A 16,711-nucleotide genomic window follows, 5' to 3' on the forward strand; every position below is an offset into this window, starting at 1 on the left:
CATGCCCACCCGCCCGTCGGCAGCCGCCGGCGGGCGGTTCCGCGCTTGCTCAGGTCTTGACGGGGAGCGGCCCGAAAGGCTCCCCTTAGAGTTCACATGTTGGAGTAAAGAGCGGGAGTGTGTGAGTCGATGGAGACTCCTGGGTCGCAGACATCTCTGCATCGGGCCAATCTCGAGCGGGTCGTACGTGCCGTGCGCATGGCCGGTTCGCTCACCCAGGCCGAGATTGCGAGGAGCACGGGCCTCTCCGCCGCCACGGTGTCCAACATCGTTCGTGAACTGAAGGACGGCGGCACGGTCGATGTCACCCCGACGTCGTCCGGCGGCCGCCGGGCCCGCAGCGTCTCGCTCAGCGGCGACGCCGGTATCGTCATCGGCGTCGATTTCGGCCACACCCATCTGCGGGTCGCCCTCGGCAACCTCGCCCATCAGGTGCTCGCCGAGGAGTCCGAGCCGCTGGATGTCGACGCCTCGTCCGCCGAGGGCTTCGACCGGGCGGAGCAGCTGGTCAAGCGGCTGGTCGAGACGACCGGGATCGGGCGGGACAAGGTGATCGGCGTCGGTCTCGGCGTACCCGGACCGATCGACGTCGAGTCGGGGACGCTCGGCTCCACCTCGATCCTGCCGGGCTGGTCCGGGATCAACCCCGGTGACGAGCTCTCGCACCGCCTCGGTGTGCCCGTGTACGTCGACAACGACGCCAACCTCGGTGCGCTCGGCGAGCTGGTCTGGGGGAGCGGGCGCGGGGTCAGGGATCTCGCGTACATCAAGGTCGGCAGCGGCGTCGGCGCCGGGCTGGTCATAGGGGGCCAGATCTACCGGGGGCCGGGCGGCACGGCCGGGGAGATCGGGCACATCACGCTGGACGAGTCGGGGCCCGTCTGCCGCTGCGGTAACCGCGGCTGTCTGGAGACCTTCGCGGCCGCCCGCTACGTCCTGCCGCTGCTGCAGCCCAGCCACGGCCCGGACCTGACCATGGAGCGCGTCGTGCAGCTGGCGCGCGAGGGGGACCCGGGCTGCCGCCGGGTGATCGCCGACGTGGGGCGGCACATCGGCAGTGGTGTGGCGAACCTGTGCAACCTGCTCAACCCCAGCCGGGTGGTCCTGGGCGGAAATCTGGCCGAAGCGGGAGAATTGGTCCTTGCACCGATCCGCGAATCGGTCTCCCGGTACGCGATTCCCAGCGCGGCCCGCCAGCTCTCCGTCCTCCCCGGCGCGCTGGGCGGACGGGCCGAGGTGCTGGGCGCGCTGGCACTCGTACTCAGCGAAATGGGCGATTCGACACTTTTGGAAAGCTCGGTCTCCGCCGGGGCGCCTGCCTTCACTTAGATAACGGATGGCACCGTTGTCATCTCGTTAAGGATTTACTCCTTGACGTCGGCCTGGCGGCCGAGTTGACTTCCAGCCACCTCGGCCGCAAGGACGCGGCCTCGTCAGGGAGGTTTCTGAATGAACACGCAGATGCGTCGTGCCGCCGTGGCTGTGGCCGCCACCGCGATGGCCGTGTCCCTCGCCGCTTGTGGCAGCGCCAAGGAGTCCGGGGAAAACGGGACCAAGACCGGTGCCGCGAAGGGTGACGCCCTCAAGATCGGTCTCCTGCTCCCGGAGAACCAGACCGCGCGCTACGAGAAGTTCGACAAGCCGCTCATCGAGAAGAAGATCAGCGAGCTCACGAACGGCAAGGCCGAGGTCGTCTACGCCAACGCCAAGCAGGACGCGACCCTGCAGACCCAGCAGGTCGACACCATGATCACCAACAAGGTCGACGCGCTGATCGTGGACGCGGTGGACTCCAAGGCCATCGCCGGCAGCGTGAAGAAGGCCAAGGAAGCCGGCATCCCGGTCGTCGCCTTCGACCGCCTCGCCGAGGGCCCGATCGACGCGTACACCTCGTTCGACAACGAAGAGGTCGGCCACGTCCAGGGCAAGGCGCTGCTGGAGGCGCTGGGCGCCAAGGCCAAGGACGGCCAGATCGTGATGATGAACGGCGCGATCACCGACCCGAACGCCGCTCTCTTCAAGAAGGGTGCGCACTCCGAGCTCGACGGCAAGGTCAACGTCGGCAAGGAGTACGACACCAAGGAGTGGAAGCCGGAGAACGCCAACGCCAACATGGAGGCGGCGATCACGGCCCTGGGCAAGGACAAGATCATCGGTGTCTACTCCGCCAACGACGGCATGGCGGGCGGCATCATCACGGCCCTGAAGGCCGCCGGCTTCTCCAAGCTCCCGCCGGTCACCGGCCAGGACGCCGAGCTCGCCGGCGTGCAGCGCATCGTCGCGGGTGAGCAGTTCATGAGCGTCTACAAGCCGTACGCGCCGGAGGCCGCTGCCGCCGCCGAGATGGCCGTGAAGCTCGCCAAGGGCGAGAAGCTCGGCTCCATCGAGACGGCCCGCGTCGACAGCCCCACCACCAAGGACATCCCCTCGGTGCTCGTCCCGGTCGTCTCGCTGACCAAGGACAACATCAAGGACACCGTGATCAAGGACGGCGTCTACACCGTCGCCGACATCTGCACCGCGAAGTACAAGACCGCCTGCGACGCGCTCGGCCTCAAGTAGGTCGTACGACCTCACACAGGTCACCCGAAGCCTGTCCGGTGCCCCCGCCCCACATCCAGCCCCCGCTATCGGGGCGGGGCACCGTGACAGAAACGCTTCTCCTCAGTCCCTTTCACTACTGCTCAGCCATCGCGCCACCCCTCCGGCGCGGTATCCCCGCCGGTCAGGCGGCGAAGGAGATGGTTCACGTGTCCGCTACGCCCGTGCTGGCGTTGCGCGGGGTCTCCAAGCGGTTCGGTGCCGTTCAGGCGCTCACCGACGTAGAGCTTGAGGTCCACGGCGGCGAGGTGATCGCCCTCGTGGGCGACAACGGCGCCGGAAAGTCCACGCTGGTCAAGACGATCGCCGGTGTCCACCCCATCGATGAGGGCGTCATCGAATGGGAAGGCAGGGCCGTATCGATCAACAAGCCGCACGACGCCCAGAACCTGGGCATCGCGACCGTCTATCAGGACCTCGCGCTGTGCGACAACATCGACGTCGTCGGCAACCTCTACCTCGGCCGGGAGCTCCGCAAGCGCGGCGTCCTCAACGAGGTCGAGATGGAGCGCCGTTCCCGCGAGCTTCTCAACACGCTCTCGATCCGCATCCCCAGCGTCCGTATCCCGATCGCCTCGCTCTCCGGCGGTCAGCGCCAGACCGTGGCCATCGCGCGTTCGATGCTCGGCGAGCCCAAGCTCGTCATCCTGGACGAGCCCACCGCCGCCCTCGGCGTCGAGCAGACCGCACAGGTGCTCGACCTTGTGGAGCGGCTGCGCGAGCGCGGCCACGCGGTCATCCTCATCAGCCACAACATGGCCGATGTGAAGGCCGTCGCGGACAAGGTGGCGGTGCTCCGGCTCGGCCGGAACAACGGCGTCTTCGACGTCAAGTCCACCTCTCAGGAAGAGATCATCTCCGCCATCACCGGCGCCACCGACAACGCGGTGACCCGTCGTGCGGCGCGCACCTCGGAGGCGAAGAAGTGAGCACCGAAAAGACCTCCGCCCCCATCGGCAGCGAGCACGAAGTCGTGAACCCCGAGGCCGCCCACGACGCGGTCACCGCGGTCGACCCCCGGCTGCTGGTCCGCGAGCAGGGCTTCGCCGGCTACGTGTCGGAGTTCAAGCGCAAGCTGCACGCCGGTGACCTGGGCTCGATCCCGGTCGTCATCGGTCTGATCCTCATCTGCGTGATCTTCCAGAGCCTGAACTCGCAGTTCCTCTCCGCGAAGAACCTCAGTGACATCGCCGTCACGATGGTCGCCACCGGCATGATGGCCGTCGGCATCATCTTCGTGCTGCTGCTCGGCGAGATCGACCTGTCTGTCGGCTCCGTCAGCGGAGTGTCCGGCGCGATCGTCGCCGTCATGACAGTCACTCATGGGATGAACGAGTGGCTCGCCATTCTCGTCGCGATCGCGAGCGGCGCGGCCATCGGAGCCCTCCACGGCTTCTTCTTCGCCAGGATCGGTGCACCCGCGTTCGCCGTCACGCTGGCAGGGCTGCTCTTCTGGCTGGGCTTCATGCTCCAACTCCTCGGCGACCAGGGCACCATCAACCTGGACGACGAAGGTGCGGTCGCCCAGCTGACCACGTACTTCTTCTCGGACGTGGCGGCCGCGTACGGCCTGGCCGCGGTCGCGGTGGCGGGCTTCTTCCTCTCGGCGTTCTTCGACAGCCGCCGCCGTGAGGCCGCCGGGATCCCGTCCCGGCCGCTCGCGGACATCGTGTTCCGTACGGTTCTGCTGGCCGTCGTCGCCTTCGCCGCCGCGTTCATGTTCAACCAGTACAAGGGCCTGCCGCTCGCGCTGGTGCTGTTCCTGGCCGTGCTGGTGATCACGGACTTCGTGCTCCGGCGCACGGCGTACGGCCGCAAGATCTTCGCCCTCGGCGGCAGTGTCGAGGCGGCCCGGCGTGCCGGTATCAACGTCACGGCGGTCCGGATCTCGATCTTCGCCATCGCGGGTATGTTCGCCGCCATCGGCGGTCTGTTCTGGGCCTCCAAGATCGCGGCGGCCAACCAGAGCGCCGGCGGTGGTGACCTGCTGATGAACGTCATCGCGGCGGCCGTCATCGGCGGCACCAGCCTCTTCGGTGGCCGTGGTCGTACCTGGAACGCCCTGCTCGGCGTCATGGTGATCGTCTCGATCCAGTACGGGCTGGCGCTGGAAGGCATCCGGACGCCCGTCGTGTACATGATCACCGGCGGCGTTCTCCTCGCCACCGTCGTGATCGACTCGGTCACGCGCAAGACGCAGAAGACCGCGGGCCGCGCCTAGCGACATCCGCCACAGTGCCCGGCGCCGGGGAACCGGCGCCGGGCACTGCTGTGTGTCCGATGTCATGTCGCCCGAAGGCGTGACGCTCAACGCACCGCCCGATGACGGCGGCCGCGAGCGGAACATTAGACTCGACCAATCGTTGCCAAGCTCGACCAGCTCACACGCAAGGAGGCACGGGTGGCGCTGCTGACCCGTATCAAGGGACCGCGCGATCTGGACCGGCTCAGCCCGGAGCAGCTCGACCAGCTGGCCGCAGAGATCCGGACCTTCCTCGTGGACGCCGTCTCCAAGACCGGTGGACACCTCGGTCCCAACCTCGGCGTGGTCGAGCTGACCATCGCCCTGCACCGTGTCTTCGACTCCCCGAAGGACAAGGTCCTCTGGGACACGGGCCACCAGAGCTATGTGCACAAGCTCCTGACCGGCCGCCAGGACTTCTCCAGGCTCAAGATGAAGGGCGGCCTCTCCGGCTACCCCGCACGCGCCGAGTCCGAGCACGACGTCATCGAGAACTCGCACGCCTCCACGGTTCTCGGCTGGGCGGACGGGCTCGCCAAGGCCAACGAGGTGCTGAAGAAGGACGACCACGTCGTCGCCGTCATCGGCGACGGCGCCCTCACCGGCGGCATGGCCTGGGAGGCGCTCAACAACATCGCCGAGGCCAAGGACCGCCCGCTCGTCATCGTCGTCAACGACAACGAGCGCTCCTACGCCCCGACGATCGGCGGCCTCGCCAACCACCTGGCCACGCTCCGCACCACCGACGGCTACGAGCGCTTCCTGGCCCGTACGAAGGAGATCCTCGACCGCACGCCGGTCGTCGGAAAGCCGCTCTACGAGACCCTCCACGGCGCCAAGAAGGGCCTGAAGGACTTCATCGCCCCGCAGGGCATGTTCGAGGACCTCGGCCTCAAGTACGTCGGCCCCATCGACGGCCACGACATCGCCGCGCTGGAGTCCGCCCTGACCCGCGCCAAGCGGTTCGGCGGCCCCGTCATCGTCCACTGCCTCACCGAGAAGGGCCGCGGCTACCAGCCCGCCCTCCAGGACGAGGCCGACCGCTTCCACGCCGTCGGCAAGATCCACCCCGACACGGGCCTGCCCATCGCCTCCTCCGGCGCCGACTGGACCTCCGTCTTCGGCGAGGAGATGGTCGAGCTCGGCAAGGAGCGCGAGGACATCGTCGCGATCACCGCCGCGATGCTGCAGCCGGTCGGCCTCGACAGGTTCGCCAAGGCCTTCCCCGAGCGGGTGTACGACGTCGGCATCGCCGAGCAGCACGGTGCGGTCTCCGCGGCCGGCCTCGCCACCGGCGGCCTCCACCCCGTCTTCGCGGTCTACGCGACGTTCCTCAACCGCGCCTTCGACCAGGTGCTGATGGATGTGGCACTGCACAAGTGCGGTGTCACCTTCGTGCTCGACCGGGCAGGTGTCACCGGCACCGACGGCGCGTCCCACAACGGCATGTGGGACATGTCGATCCTCCAGGTCGTCCCGGGGCTCAGGCTCGCCGCCCCGCGCGACGCCGACCAGGTCCGCGCCCAGCTGCGCGAGGCCGTCGAGGTCAAGGACGCCCCGACCGTCGTCCGCTTCTCCAAGGGCGCCGTCGGCCCGGCCGTCCCGGCCGTCGGCCGGATCGGTGGCATGGACGTCCTGCGCCGGCCCGGCACGGACCGGCCCGACGTCCTCCTGGTCTCGGTCGGCGCGCTCGCCCCGATGTGCCTGGAGATCGCCGACCTCCTCGACAAGCAGGGCATCTCCACGACGGTCGTCGACCCCCGCTGGGTCAAGCCGGTCGACGAGGCGCTCGCCCCGCTCGCGGAGCAGCACCGCGTCGTCGTCACCGTCGAGGACAACAGCCGCGTCGGCGGTGTGGGCTCCGCCGTCTCCCAGGCGCTGCGCGACGCCGGTGTCGACGTACCGCTGCGCGACTTCGGCATCCCGCCGCGCTTCCTCGACCACGCCTCCCGCAAGGAGGTCCTGGCCGAGATCGGGCTGACCGCGCCGGACATCGCGCGGCAGGTCACCGGGCTGGTCTCCAAGCTCGACGGCCGCCTCGACGACGACCCCGCACAGACACCCGAGCCCGCGCGCGACTGACCCGCACCCCGTCGGCGTTCCGCCCGGGATCACCCCGGGTACGCATTGGGCCGGTCGGAGCACCCCCAGAGGGCTCCGGCCGGTCCTTTCGTGTGAATCGCACCGGCAGCGCGGGCGAGGTTCCCCGCCCCTCTCGATCATGGGCTTACGGCCATGGGTACGGAGGTACGCCGGTGAGTACGGACCAGCAGTCAAGCGATTCCGGAATGTTCCGGACCAAGACGGTCGAACAATCGATCCGGGACACGGAGGAACCCGAGCACGCGCTCAAGAAATCCCTCTCCGCCTGGGACCTGACCGTCTTCGGCGTCGGCGTCATCATCGGTACGGGCATCTTCGTCCTCACCGGCATCGCGGCCAGGGACAACGCCGGACCCGCCACCGCCCTCGCGTTCGTCGCCGCGGGCGTCGCCTGCGCCCTCGCGGCGCTCTGCTACGCCGAGTTCGCGTCCACCGTGCCGGTGGCCGGTTCGGCGTACACGTTCTCGTACGCCTCCATCGGCGAGCTGCCCGCCTGGATCATCGGCTGGGACCTGGTCCTGGAATTCGCCCTCGGCACCGCCGTGGTGGCGGTCGGCTGGTCCGGGTACGCACGCAGCCTCATGAGCACCAATCTCGGCTGGGACATGCCTGCCGCGCTCTCCGGGCGCGACGCGGGAGGCAGTTTCGACCTGCTGGCCTTCCTGCTGATCCTGCTGCTGACCGTCATCCTGGTCCTCGGCATGAAGCTGTCCGCCCGGATCACCGCGATCGTGGTCGCCATCAAGGTCACCGTCGTGCTGATGGTCATCATCGCGGGCCTGTTCTTCATCAAGTCGGCCAACTACTCGCCGTTCATCCCGCCGGCAGAGCCGCAGCCCGCAGGCACCAGCCTCGCGTCACCGCTGGTCCAGGTGCTGTTCGGCTACGCGCCCACGAACTTCGGCATCATGGGCATCTTCACCGCGGCCTCCATCGTCTTCTTCGCCTTCATCGGTTTCGACGTCGTCGCCACCGCCGCGGAGGAGACCAAGAACCCCCAGCGGGACATGCCGCGCGGCATCCTGGGCTCCCTGTTCATCTGCACCGCGCTCTACGTGGCCGTGACACTGGTGGTCACCGGCATGCAGCACTACACGCAGATGTCGGCCACCGCCCCGCTCGCCGACGCCTTCAAATCAGTCGGCCAGCCCTTCTTCGCCGGTGCCATCAGCCTCGGTGCGATCGTCGGCCTCATCACCGTCTGCATGATCCTGCTGCTGGGCCAGACCCGGGTGTTCTTCGCGATGAGCCGTGACGGACTGCTGCCGCGCTTCTTCTCCATCACCCACCCGCGGTACCGCACGCCCTACCGGGCCACCATCCTGCTCGGCGTCATCATCGCCTTCATCGCGGGCTTCACCAGTCTCGAGGCCCTCGCGGCGCTGGTGAACATCGGCACGCTCTTCGCGTTCGTCGTCGTGGCCCTCGGCGTCATCGTCCTCCGCCGCACCAGGCCCGACCTGCACCGCGCCTTCCGTACCCCGTGGGTGCCGGTGGTCCCCATCCTGTCCATCGCGGCCTCGTTCTGGCTCATGCTCAACCTTCCGGCCGAGACATGGGTACGGTTCGCCATCTGGATGGCGATCGGCATCGTCGTCTACTTCCTGTACGGGCGCGGCCACAGCCGCCTCGGCAAGGCGGGCAAGGACGCCCTGTACTAGAGGGCCCGTCCCGCGCACCCGAATCCCGTCATCCCCGTATGTCCCCCTACAACGGGACATACGGGGACCTAATGTGATCGCATGCTCGCCGAGCCGCCGCCATCGCTACGGTACTCATCCGCACGCGCTGCCACGGCCACCGCCCGAGAAGGCAGGCCGGCCGGCTACTGGCGGCGGCTGCTCCCCGTCCTCGCCGTGCTCGCGGTCGTCACCCGGCTGCCCTCCTTCCGGCACCCGCTGTGGAACCCGGACGAGGGCTACCTCGCCGTCCAGGCCCGCATACTCGCCGACGGGGGAACGCTGTACGAGACCGTCGTCGACCGCAAACCCCCGCTCCTGCCCTGGCTGTACGAGGCGTGCTTCGCGGTCTTCGGCGACGACTCGCTGCACCCGCTCAAGGTCCTCGCGATCCTCGCCCAGCTGCTCACCGCCGCGGCCCTCGCCGCCACCGCCCGCGACCGCTGGGGCGACCGGGCCGGACGGACCGCGGGCGTGCTCTATCTGCTGGTGTCGATCGGGCTCAACCCCGAGGACGCGCAGGCAGCGACCTTCGAGATCTTCATACTGCCGTTCACGGCCGCGGCGGTGTGGTGCGCCGGCCGGGGCCGCTGGACCGGGTCGGGGCTCGCCGTCGCCGGGGCGTTCCTGGTGAAACAGACCGGCGCGGCCGTCCTCGTACCCGTGCTGTGGCTCCTCTGGCGCGGCTCCCCGCAGCGAGCGGACCTGATGCGGCTGGCCCTCGCCGTCGTGCTCCCCGTGCTCGGCGCGGCCCTGCTGACCGATCCGTCGGGCTTTCTCTTCTGGACGGTGACGGGCTCCGGCGCGTACGCCACCTTCACCGGCTCCGAACTCCACGTCCTCCTCCGGGCTCTGGCGAACACGGCACTGCTCTGCGCCGCCTGCGCCGGACTGATCCCGCCCGTCGTCCGCGTCGTAAGGACCGCCAGGGCCGGGGCCGTCGACCTCTGGCTCTGGCTGGCCGCATCGGTGGCCGCCGTGCTCGCCGGCCTCCACTTCTTCGGCCACTACTATCTGCAGCTCCTCCCGCCCCTCGCCCTGCTGGCGGCGGCCGCCCTGCACGTCCTGCCCCGCGACCGGCTGGCGACCGCGCTGCTCATCTCGGCGGCCGCCTGCGCCCTCTTCTTCACCTGGGGTCTGCTGGCACCCCGGTCCGAGCTCGCGCACGCGCACCGGCTCGCCGCCCAGGTGCGGCACCGCACGACCCCGGCGGAGCGGGTGCTGCTGTGGGGCATGCACCCGGAGACGTACTGGCTCGCCGACCGCACCCCCGCCAGCCGCTATCTCACCGCCGGGCTGCTCACCAACTACAGCGGCGGGCGCGACGGCCCGCACGTGGGCGAGAAGCACGGGGTCGCGGGCGCCTGGCCGGTCTTCGTGGCCGAGCTCCGGGAGCGGCCGCCGACGCTGATCGTCGACGACTCGCGCGGCAAGCCGTACGCCCCCGAGCACCTGCCCACGCTGCGCCGGCTGCTGGCCGGGCGCTACGAGCCCCTCCCGGACCAGGTCGACGGCGCGGTCCTCTACGTACGCTCGCCGGGCGGCTGACGTACGGTCCTGGGCCCGGCGCACTCGGCCCCGAGGGCCTCGACCCGCTCGCGCAGCCCCCGGTCGGCCGTCACCACGACGCGGGTACGGTCCGGGGCCGCCCTGACCAGCTCCACGATGTGGTCGTCCCCGCTCCCGGGCGCCGACTCGACCCGTACCTCGGGGAGGCTCGCCACCCCCCGGGCCCGGCCCTCGACGACCAGCACCACCTCGGCCGGGCCCGGATGTCCGGGAATGCCCTCCCGGGCAAACGGAACGAGTCCGTCCCGTAGCCGCTCGGTGGCGCCGAAACGGTCCCGCCACCAGCCGTCAGGGACCGAGCCGACCACGTTCGCGGCATCGACGATCAAGAGAATCCGCATGTCAGGAGGGTGGCACAGACCAGTCTCCCGCCGCCGGGATCCGGTCCTTCGGCAAGTGTTATCGTCACGTGAATCAAGCGCTCGCACGGCGCTCAGGGAAGGTGGCAACGGGCGATGGCACTGCGGTCTGCGCGGAGATCGAAGCGGCGGACGGACGAGGCCCAGCGGCCCCGGAAGCAGTCGCGTTCCACGGCCGGGGCGACGCCGTCGCTCCCGGCGGACCCCTCCCTGCCGCCGACCGCCGACTGGCTGCTGCGCGGCAAGGACGGCCGCCTCTCCGCGTACGCGCCGAGCGCCGGCGGCCTCCTGCGCTGGACCGAGACCCGGCCCGGCGGACCCGAGTGGGAGGGCCCTCTGCCTTTCCAGGTACCCGACCTGCTCGGCTACCTGGCCATCGCACAAGGCACCGACGGCTATGTGCACTTCGTCGGGATGCAGCGCAGTGTCGCCGAGGACGGTCCGAGCGTCACCGAGCTGACGTCTTCGATGCAGTACCAGTCGGGCCGCCCGTTGCGACAGTGGCACGGCATGGGCACGCCGTATCCGACGGACAAGGAGCGGGCCCGCCGAATAGGCCTCCCCTCGGCTCTCGTCGACCCCCGGGGCGCACTTCACGTGTTCTTCCGGAACGCCGGTGGAGGCGTGTCCCATCGCCCCCAGTCGCTGAACGGACGATGGGGGTCGTGGGCCGACCTCCAGGGCAGCGATGTGCTGGGGCGGCCGAGCGTGAACCTGACCGATGCCGGTCTCACGGAGGTCGTCGCCGTGACGCGTGGACGAGTCCTGCGGTGGGTGCACGATGCCCTGGGAGCGCCGTTCGAGCGGGCCGACGACATCGAGGCGTCCGTCGCACCCGACTCACTGAGCGCCGAGCGCACCGGCCACGGGCGGCTGACCCACTTCTGGCGCGAGGCCGACACCGGCACCGTGCAGGCCTGGCGCGAGGGCATGTCCGAGCCGGTCGCACTGGGCGGCACCGGGGGTACGGGCCCGGTCGCCGTGCTGCGTACGCCGGTCGACGGGCACGACTGCACGATCTTGGCCCAGCTCGGCCCGGACGGGCGCCCGACACTGGCCGCATACCCGACCGAGGACGAGTCGGCGGGCGTGGTGTGGACCGCGACCGGGGAGCCGTGCGTCGGCGCACCGGCCCTCGCGATCGACGCGAACGGACGGGTGGTGCTGGCCGCGCTCGGGGCGGACGGCACGTTGCGGGTCACCCGGCAGAAGGACGAGTCGGGTCTGGCGATGGAGGCGTGGACGGCCGTCTGAGCCGTCTGCTCTCTGCCGTCCGGTCAGGGACTCAGCCCGTCCGGCGGCCCGCCGGGTCCGTGGACCACGCCGCCGTGACGGCGGTGACAGCCTCCGCCGCGCGCACCGCCTGCTCGCGGGAGGTGCGGACCGCGTTGCTGAACTCGATGTGCAGGAACGGGACACCTTCCTCCGCCGCCTTCCGGCCCTGCACATTGCTCCTGCCTTCGAGCGGGCACGAGCGCGCCCAGGCCCGGCACACGTCGAAGCCGCCTTCGCGAAGGGCCTCGGCCAGGGCCTCGGCGAGAGCGCGCCCCTCCGGGCGGGCCGGCTCGTCGTCGCCCGTGGACGCGATGACGTCGTAGCCGGGTGCCGAGTCATCGGCGAACCCATGCAGCTGGACGCCCGGCAGCCCCCGCTCGGCGAGCTCGTCGCAGACGGCGTCGAAGACGCTGTCGGTGCGGTGTGCCACGTCGGCCACGTCCGCACGGCCCGCCCGGCGATGTGCACCGGCGACCACCATGACGCCGCCGCGCGAGCCTCGCAGCACGCTCACGCCGAGCTGTTCGGTGCGCTGGTCGGCGACGGGGTGGGGCACCTGCACGGACCACCGGGCAGGTGTGTCCAGATCGACGTAGACCCGTCCCCAGCCCCGCGGCGACGGGGCGTCCTCGGCGCGGTCGGCGATCTCCGCGTACCGCCGTCCCGTGGCGCTGTCGGTGACGGTACGGATCTCGAAGTCCACGGCGGACAGCTGCTGCCGGGCCCGTTCACGATGGCCGTCGAGGAGCAGCCCGACGCCCTGCGCGACCGTCCGCCGGTCGTCGCGGGACGGCCGGCGGTAGCCGCTGTCCTCGCCGAAGCGTGACGTGTACTCCGCGATCCGGCGCTCCAGGTCCACCGCACCGGTCGCCGGGTGGCCGGTCCCGTCGGCCTCGGATGTCCGGTCAGCGGTCATAGCAACACCAAGATATCCAGCAGGCGCGGCGGACGCCGCCGTTCGATCACATGACGGGTACGCAGAAGGGGCCGTACGGGACGGATCCCGTACGGCCCCTGCGCTGTGCAGCCGGCGGTGTTACGCGGGCACGCTCGCGACGCCCTGCGCCAGGAACTTCTTGCCGTTCACACGCTCGCTGACGCCCTCACGGTCCAGGTACGGCGTGATGCCGCCCAGGTGGAAGGGCCAGCCGGCGCCCGTGATCAGGCAGAGGTCGATGTCCTGCGCCTCGGCGACGACACCCTCCTCCAGCATCAGCCCGATCTCCTGCGCGACCGCGTCCAGGACGCGGGCCCGGACCTGCTCCTCCGTCAGGACCGTGTCACCCTGCTTCAGCAGCGCGGCGACCTCGGGGTCGAGCTCCGGCTTCCCGGAGTCGTACACGTAGAAGCCGCGCTTGCCGGCCTCGACGACGGCCTTCAGGTTCGGGGACACCGTGAAGCGCTCCGGGAAGGCGCGGTTCAGGGTCTCCGACACGTGCAGACCGATGGCCGGGCCGACCAGCTCCAGCAGGACCAGCGGCGACATCGGCAGACCGAGCGGCTCGATCGCCTTCTCGGCGGTGGCGACCGGGGTGCCCTCGTCGATGACGTTCTGGATCTCGCCCATGAAGCGGGTCAGGATGCGGTTCACGACGAACGCCGGGGCGTCCTTCGTCAGGACCGCGGTCTTCTTCAGCTTCTTCGCGACACCGAAGGCGGTGGCCAGCGACGCGTCGTCCGTCTTCTCACCGCGGACGATCTCCAGCAGCGGCAGCACCGCGACCGGGTTGAAGAAGTGGAAGCCGACCACGCGCTCCGGGTGCTGGAGCTTGGAGGCCATCTCGCTGACGGACAGCGAGGAGGTGTTGGTGGCGAGGATCGCGTGCGCCGGGGCGACCGCCTCGACCTCCGCGAACACCGTCTGCTTGACCGACATCTCCTCGAACACGGCCTCGATGATGAAGTCCGCGTCCGCGAAGCCCTCGGCCTTGTCCAGGACACCGGTCACCAGGGCCTTGAGGCGGTTGGCCTTGTCCTGGTTGATCCGGCCCTTGCCCAGCAGCTTCTCGATCTCGGCGTGGACGTAGCCCACACCCTTGTCGACACGCTCCTGGTCGATGTCCGTGAGGACAACCGGGACCTCCAGGCGGCGCAGGAACAGCAGCGCCAGCTGAGAGGCCATCAGACCGGCGCCGACGACGCCGACCTTGGTGACCGGACGGGCCAGGCTCTTGTCCGGGGCACCGGCGGGACGCTTGCCGCGCTTCTGCACCAGGTTGAAGGCGTAGATGCCGGAACGCAGTTCGCCACCCATGATCAGGTCGGCGAGGGCGGTGTCCTCGGCGTCGAAGCCCTTCTGCAGGTCGCCGTCCTTGGCCGCCTCGATGATGTCGAGGGCGCGGTACGCGGCCGGGGCCGCGCCGTGCACCTTGGAGTCGGCGATGAACCGGCCGCGGGCGACGGCCTGGTCCCAGGCCTCACCGCGGTCGACCTCGGCGCGCTCGACCACGGTGTCGCCCTTGAGGACGGACGCCGTCCAGATCAGCGACTGCTCAAGGAAGTCGGCGCCCTCGAAGATCGCGTCGGCGATGCCGAGCTCGAAGACCTGCGAGCCCTTGAGCTGCTTGTTCTGGTTGAGCGAGTTCTCGATGATGACCGAGACCGCACGGTCGGCGCCGATCAGGTTCGGCAGGATCGTGCAGCCGCCCCAGCCGGGGACGAGGCCGAGGAAGACCTCGGGCAGCGAGAAGGCCGGCAGGGCCTTCGACACGGTCCGGTACGAGCAGTGCAGACCGACCTCGACACCGCCGCCCATCGCCGCGCCGTTGTAGTACGCGAACGTCGGGACGGCGAGGGAGGCCAGCCGCTTGAAGACGTCGTGGCCGCCCTTGCCGATGGCGAGCGCGTCCGAGTGCTGCTTCAGCAGCTCGACGCCCTTGAGGTCGGCGCCGACGGCGAAGATGAACGGCTTGCCGGTGATGCCGACGCCGACGATCGCGCCCTCGGCCGCCTCCTTCTCGACCTGGTCGATCGCGATGTTGAGGTTCGCGAGGGACTGCGGCCCGAAGGTGGTCGGCTTGGTGTGGTCGAAGCCGTTGTCCAGCGTGATGAGGGCGAACTTCCCGGCGCCGCCCGGGAGGTCGAGGTGGCGCACGTGCGCCTGCGTGACGACCTCGTCCGGGAACAGCTCGGCCGCGCCCTTCAGGAGCTCAGCGGTGGTGCTCACTTGTTGCCTCCGGCGTCCTTGTGGTGCGGGTTCTCCCAGATCACCGTGGCGCCCATGCCGAAGCCGACGCACATGGTGGTGAGGCCGTAACGGACCTCCGGCTGCTCCTCGAACTGCCGCGCCAGCTGCGTCATCAGACGCACGCCGGAGGAGGCGAGGGGGTGGCCGAACGCGATGGCGCCACCGTACTGGTTGACGCGGGCGTCGTCGTCGGCGATGCCGTAGTGCTCGAGGAAGGCCAGCACCTGGACGGCGAAGGCCTCGTTGATCTCGAACAGGCCGATGTCCTCGATGGACAGGCCGGCCCGGGCGAGGGCCTTCTCGGTCGCCGGGATCGGGCCGTAGCCCATGACCTCGGGCTCCACACCCGCGAAGGCGTACGAGACCAGGCGCATCTTCACCGGGAGGTTGTTCTCGCGGGCGAAGTCCTCGGAGGCGATGAGCGAGGCGGTGGCGCCGTCGTTCAGACCCGCGGCGTTTCCGGCGGTGACACGGCCGTGGACGCGGAAGGGGGTCTTCAGACCGGAGAGGTTCTCCAGGGTGGTGCCCGGGCGCATCGGCTCGTCGGCGGTGACCAGGCCCCAGCCCGTCTCGCCGGCCTCGGGGTTGGTGCGGCGCACCGAGATCGGCACCAGGTCCTGCTGGATCTTGCCGTTGGCGTACGCCTTGGCGGCCTTCTCCTGCGAGCGCACGGCGTACTCGTCGGCGCGCTGCTTGGTGATCGAGGGGTAGCGGTCGTGCAGGTTCTCCGCGGTCATGCCCATGAACAGGGCCGACTCGTCGACGAGCTTCTCCGACACGAAGCGCGGGTTCGGGTCGACGCCCTCACCCATCGGGTGGCGGCCCATGTGCTCGACGCCGCCGGCGACGGCGATGTCGTACGCACCGAAGGCCACGCTGCCGGCGACCGAGGTCACGGCGGTCAGGGCGCCGGCGCACATGCGGTCGATGGAGTAGCCGGGCACGGACTGCGGCAGACCCGCGAGGATGCCGGCGGTACGGCCGATGGTCAGACCCTGGTCACCGATCTGCGTGGTCGCGGCGATGGCGACCTCGTCGATCTTCGCGGGGTCCAGGTCCGGGTTGCGGCGCAGCAGCTCCCGGATGGCCTTCACGACGAGATCGTCGGCGCGGGTCTCGTGGTAGATGCCCTTCGGGCCCGCCTTGCCGAACGGGGTGCGGACGCCGTCGACGAAGACGACGTCCCTGATGGTACGAGGCACGATGGCTCTCCTCCAGGGTGCGGGATGGCACTGCTGCGGGCACGCGGCTAAGCGCGCGCTTGCTTCCCTCATGCTACTTGTGGGTAACCATGTTGCCCACCCCTCACGGCGGTAGCGGCGAACGTCACACGCGAGGGGCCCGAGCCCCTCACCCCGGGCTCGCCCGGCTACCCGGCGCCGGGTGCGCATCCGGGGGTGTCCGTCCTCAAGCGCCGGACGGGCTGAGTGTGCACCCGGTACCGCGGCGCCGGCCGGCGGGCTGAGTGTGCACCCGGTTCCGCTGGGTGGGCCGGGGTGTCCGTGGTGTGCACCCGGTACCGCGGGCGCGACCCGGGTGTCCGTCCTCAAGCGCCGGACGGGCTGGGTGGTCGGGGGTGCCCCGTGCCGGGTCGGTGCCGTCCGGGTCCGCTCCGGGGCTCGTATCCGGGACGGCATGATTTACGGCGCGCGCAAACCCCGGACCCACCAGTCATCGCCCATGCCGCGCGCCACAA

12 protein-coding genes are annotated in these 16,711 nt (G+C 70.0%); 8 read left to right on the top strand and 4 right to left on the bottom strand.

Going from position 1 to position 16,711, the window contains the following annotated elements; genetic code table 11:
• Window positions 1–129 precede the first annotated feature (129 nt).
• From ACWCXB_RS31100 to ACWCXB_RS31130, 7 genes are all read left to right on the top strand, one after another.
• On the top strand, window positions 130–1,329 hold the full coding sequence (locus tag ACWCXB_RS31100) for an ROK family transcriptional regulator (RefSeq protein WP_450727103.1): 1,200 nt from the start codon (window positions 130–132) through the stop codon (window positions 1,327–1,329).
• A gap of 120 nt (window positions 1,330–1,449) precedes the next feature.
• Window positions 1,450–2,562, top strand: coding sequence for a substrate-binding domain-containing protein (locus ACWCXB_RS31105; protein ID WP_450727104.1), 1,113 nt, complete (start codon window positions 1,450–1,452; stop codon window positions 2,560–2,562).
• A 179-nt stretch (window positions 2,563–2,741) separates the two neighbouring features.
• Entirely contained in the window at window positions 2,742–3,530 is a 789-nt protein-coding gene (locus ACWCXB_RS31110) for an ATP-binding cassette domain-containing protein (RefSeq protein WP_450727105.1), read from the top strand.
• Complete coding sequence (locus tag ACWCXB_RS31115) at window positions 3,527–4,822, top strand: sugar ABC transporter permease (protein ID WP_450727106.1); 1,296 nt, start codon at window positions 3,527–3,529, stop codon at window positions 4,820–4,822. Before ACWCXB_RS31110 ends, ACWCXB_RS31115 begins: the two co-directional genes overlap by 4 nt.
• A 180-nt stretch (window positions 4,823–5,002) precedes the next feature.
• Window positions 5,003–6,925, top strand: coding sequence for a 1-deoxy-D-xylulose-5-phosphate synthase (gene dxs / locus ACWCXB_RS31120; RefSeq protein ID WP_450727107.1), 1,923 nt, complete (start codon window positions 5,003–5,005; stop codon window positions 6,923–6,925).
• A gap of 173 nt (window positions 6,926–7,098) precedes the next feature.
• Window positions 7,099–8,607: an amino acid permease gene (locus tag ACWCXB_RS31125; protein ID WP_450727108.1), complete on the top strand. Its 1,509-nt coding sequence runs from the start codon at window positions 7,099–7,101 to the stop codon at window positions 8,605–8,607.
• 81 nt (window positions 8,608–8,688) lie between these two features.
• Window positions 8,689–10,173, top strand: a complete 1,485-nt coding sequence (locus ACWCXB_RS31130) for a glycosyltransferase family 39 protein (RefSeq protein ID WP_450727109.1) — start codon at window positions 8,689–8,691, stop codon at window positions 10,171–10,173.
• Here ACWCXB_RS31130 and ACWCXB_RS31135 read toward each other — a convergent pair.
• Window positions 10,149–10,535, bottom strand: coding sequence for an NTP pyrophosphohydrolase (locus tag ACWCXB_RS31135; RefSeq protein WP_450727110.1), 387 nt, complete (start codon window positions 10,533–10,535; stop codon window positions 10,149–10,151). The genes ACWCXB_RS31130 and ACWCXB_RS31135 overlap by 25 nt on opposite strands.
• A 114-nt stretch (window positions 10,536–10,649) precedes the next feature.
• Here ACWCXB_RS31135 and ACWCXB_RS31140 point away from each other — a divergent pair, with 114 nt between their 5' ends.
• On the top strand, window positions 10,650–11,807 hold the full coding sequence (locus ACWCXB_RS31140; RefSeq protein WP_450727111.1) for a hypothetical protein: 1,158 nt from the start codon (window positions 10,650–10,652) through the stop codon (window positions 11,805–11,807).
• 31 nt (window positions 11,808–11,838) lie between these two features.
• On the opposite strand, the gene ACWCXB_RS31145 is transcribed toward ACWCXB_RS31140, so the two are convergent.
• The 3 genes from ACWCXB_RS31145 to ACWCXB_RS31155 form a co-directional block, all read right to left on the bottom strand.
• Window positions 11,839–12,744 carry a hypothetical protein gene (locus tag ACWCXB_RS31145; protein ID WP_450727112.1) on the bottom strand — a complete coding sequence of 302 codons (906 nt, stop codon included), beginning with the start codon at window positions 12,742–12,744 and terminating at the stop codon, window positions 11,839–11,841.
• A gap of 120 nt (window positions 12,745–12,864) precedes the next feature.
• Window positions 12,865–14,994, bottom strand: a complete 2,130-nt coding sequence (locus ACWCXB_RS31150) for a 3-hydroxyacyl-CoA dehydrogenase NAD-binding domain-containing protein (protein WP_450727113.1) — start codon at window positions 14,992–14,994, stop codon at window positions 12,865–12,867.
• Entirely contained in the window at window positions 14,991–16,217 is a 1,227-nt protein-coding gene (locus ACWCXB_RS31155) for a thiolase family protein (protein ID WP_450727114.1), read from the bottom strand. Before ACWCXB_RS31155 ends, ACWCXB_RS31150 begins: the two co-directional genes overlap by 4 nt.
• Between the last annotated feature and the right edge of the window lie 494 nt (window positions 16,218–16,711).

The organism is Streptomyces sp. NPDC001514 (assembly GCF_053597075.1).

Bases quoted from the DNA above. Each gene is read 5' to 3' on its own strand.
- ACWCXB_RS31100 (WP_450727103.1), top strand. From the start codon at position 130: ATGGAGACTCCTGGGTCGCAGACATCTCTGCATCGGGCCAATCTCGAG.
- ACWCXB_RS31105 (WP_450727104.1), top strand. From the start codon at position 1,450: ATGAACACGCAGATGCGTCGTGCCGCCGTGGCTGTGGCCGCCACCGCG.
- ACWCXB_RS31110 (WP_450727105.1), top strand. From the start codon at position 2,742: ATGGTTCACGTGTCCGCTACGCCCGTGCTGGCGTTGCGCGGGGTCTCC.
- ACWCXB_RS31130 (WP_450727109.1), top strand. From the start codon at position 8,689: ATGCTCGCCGAGCCGCCGCCATCGCTACGGTACTCATCCGCACGCGCT.
- ACWCXB_RS31135 (WP_450727110.1), bottom strand. From the start codon at position 10,535: ATGCGGATTCTCTTGATCGTCGATGCCGCGAACGTGGTCGGCTCGGTC.
- ACWCXB_RS31140 (WP_450727111.1), top strand. From the start codon at position 10,650: ATGGCACTGCGGTCTGCGCGGAGATCGAAGCGGCGGACGGACGAGGCC.
- ACWCXB_RS31145 (WP_450727112.1), bottom strand. From the start codon at position 12,744: ATGACCGCTGACCGGACATCCGAGGCCGACGGGACCGGCCACCCGGCG.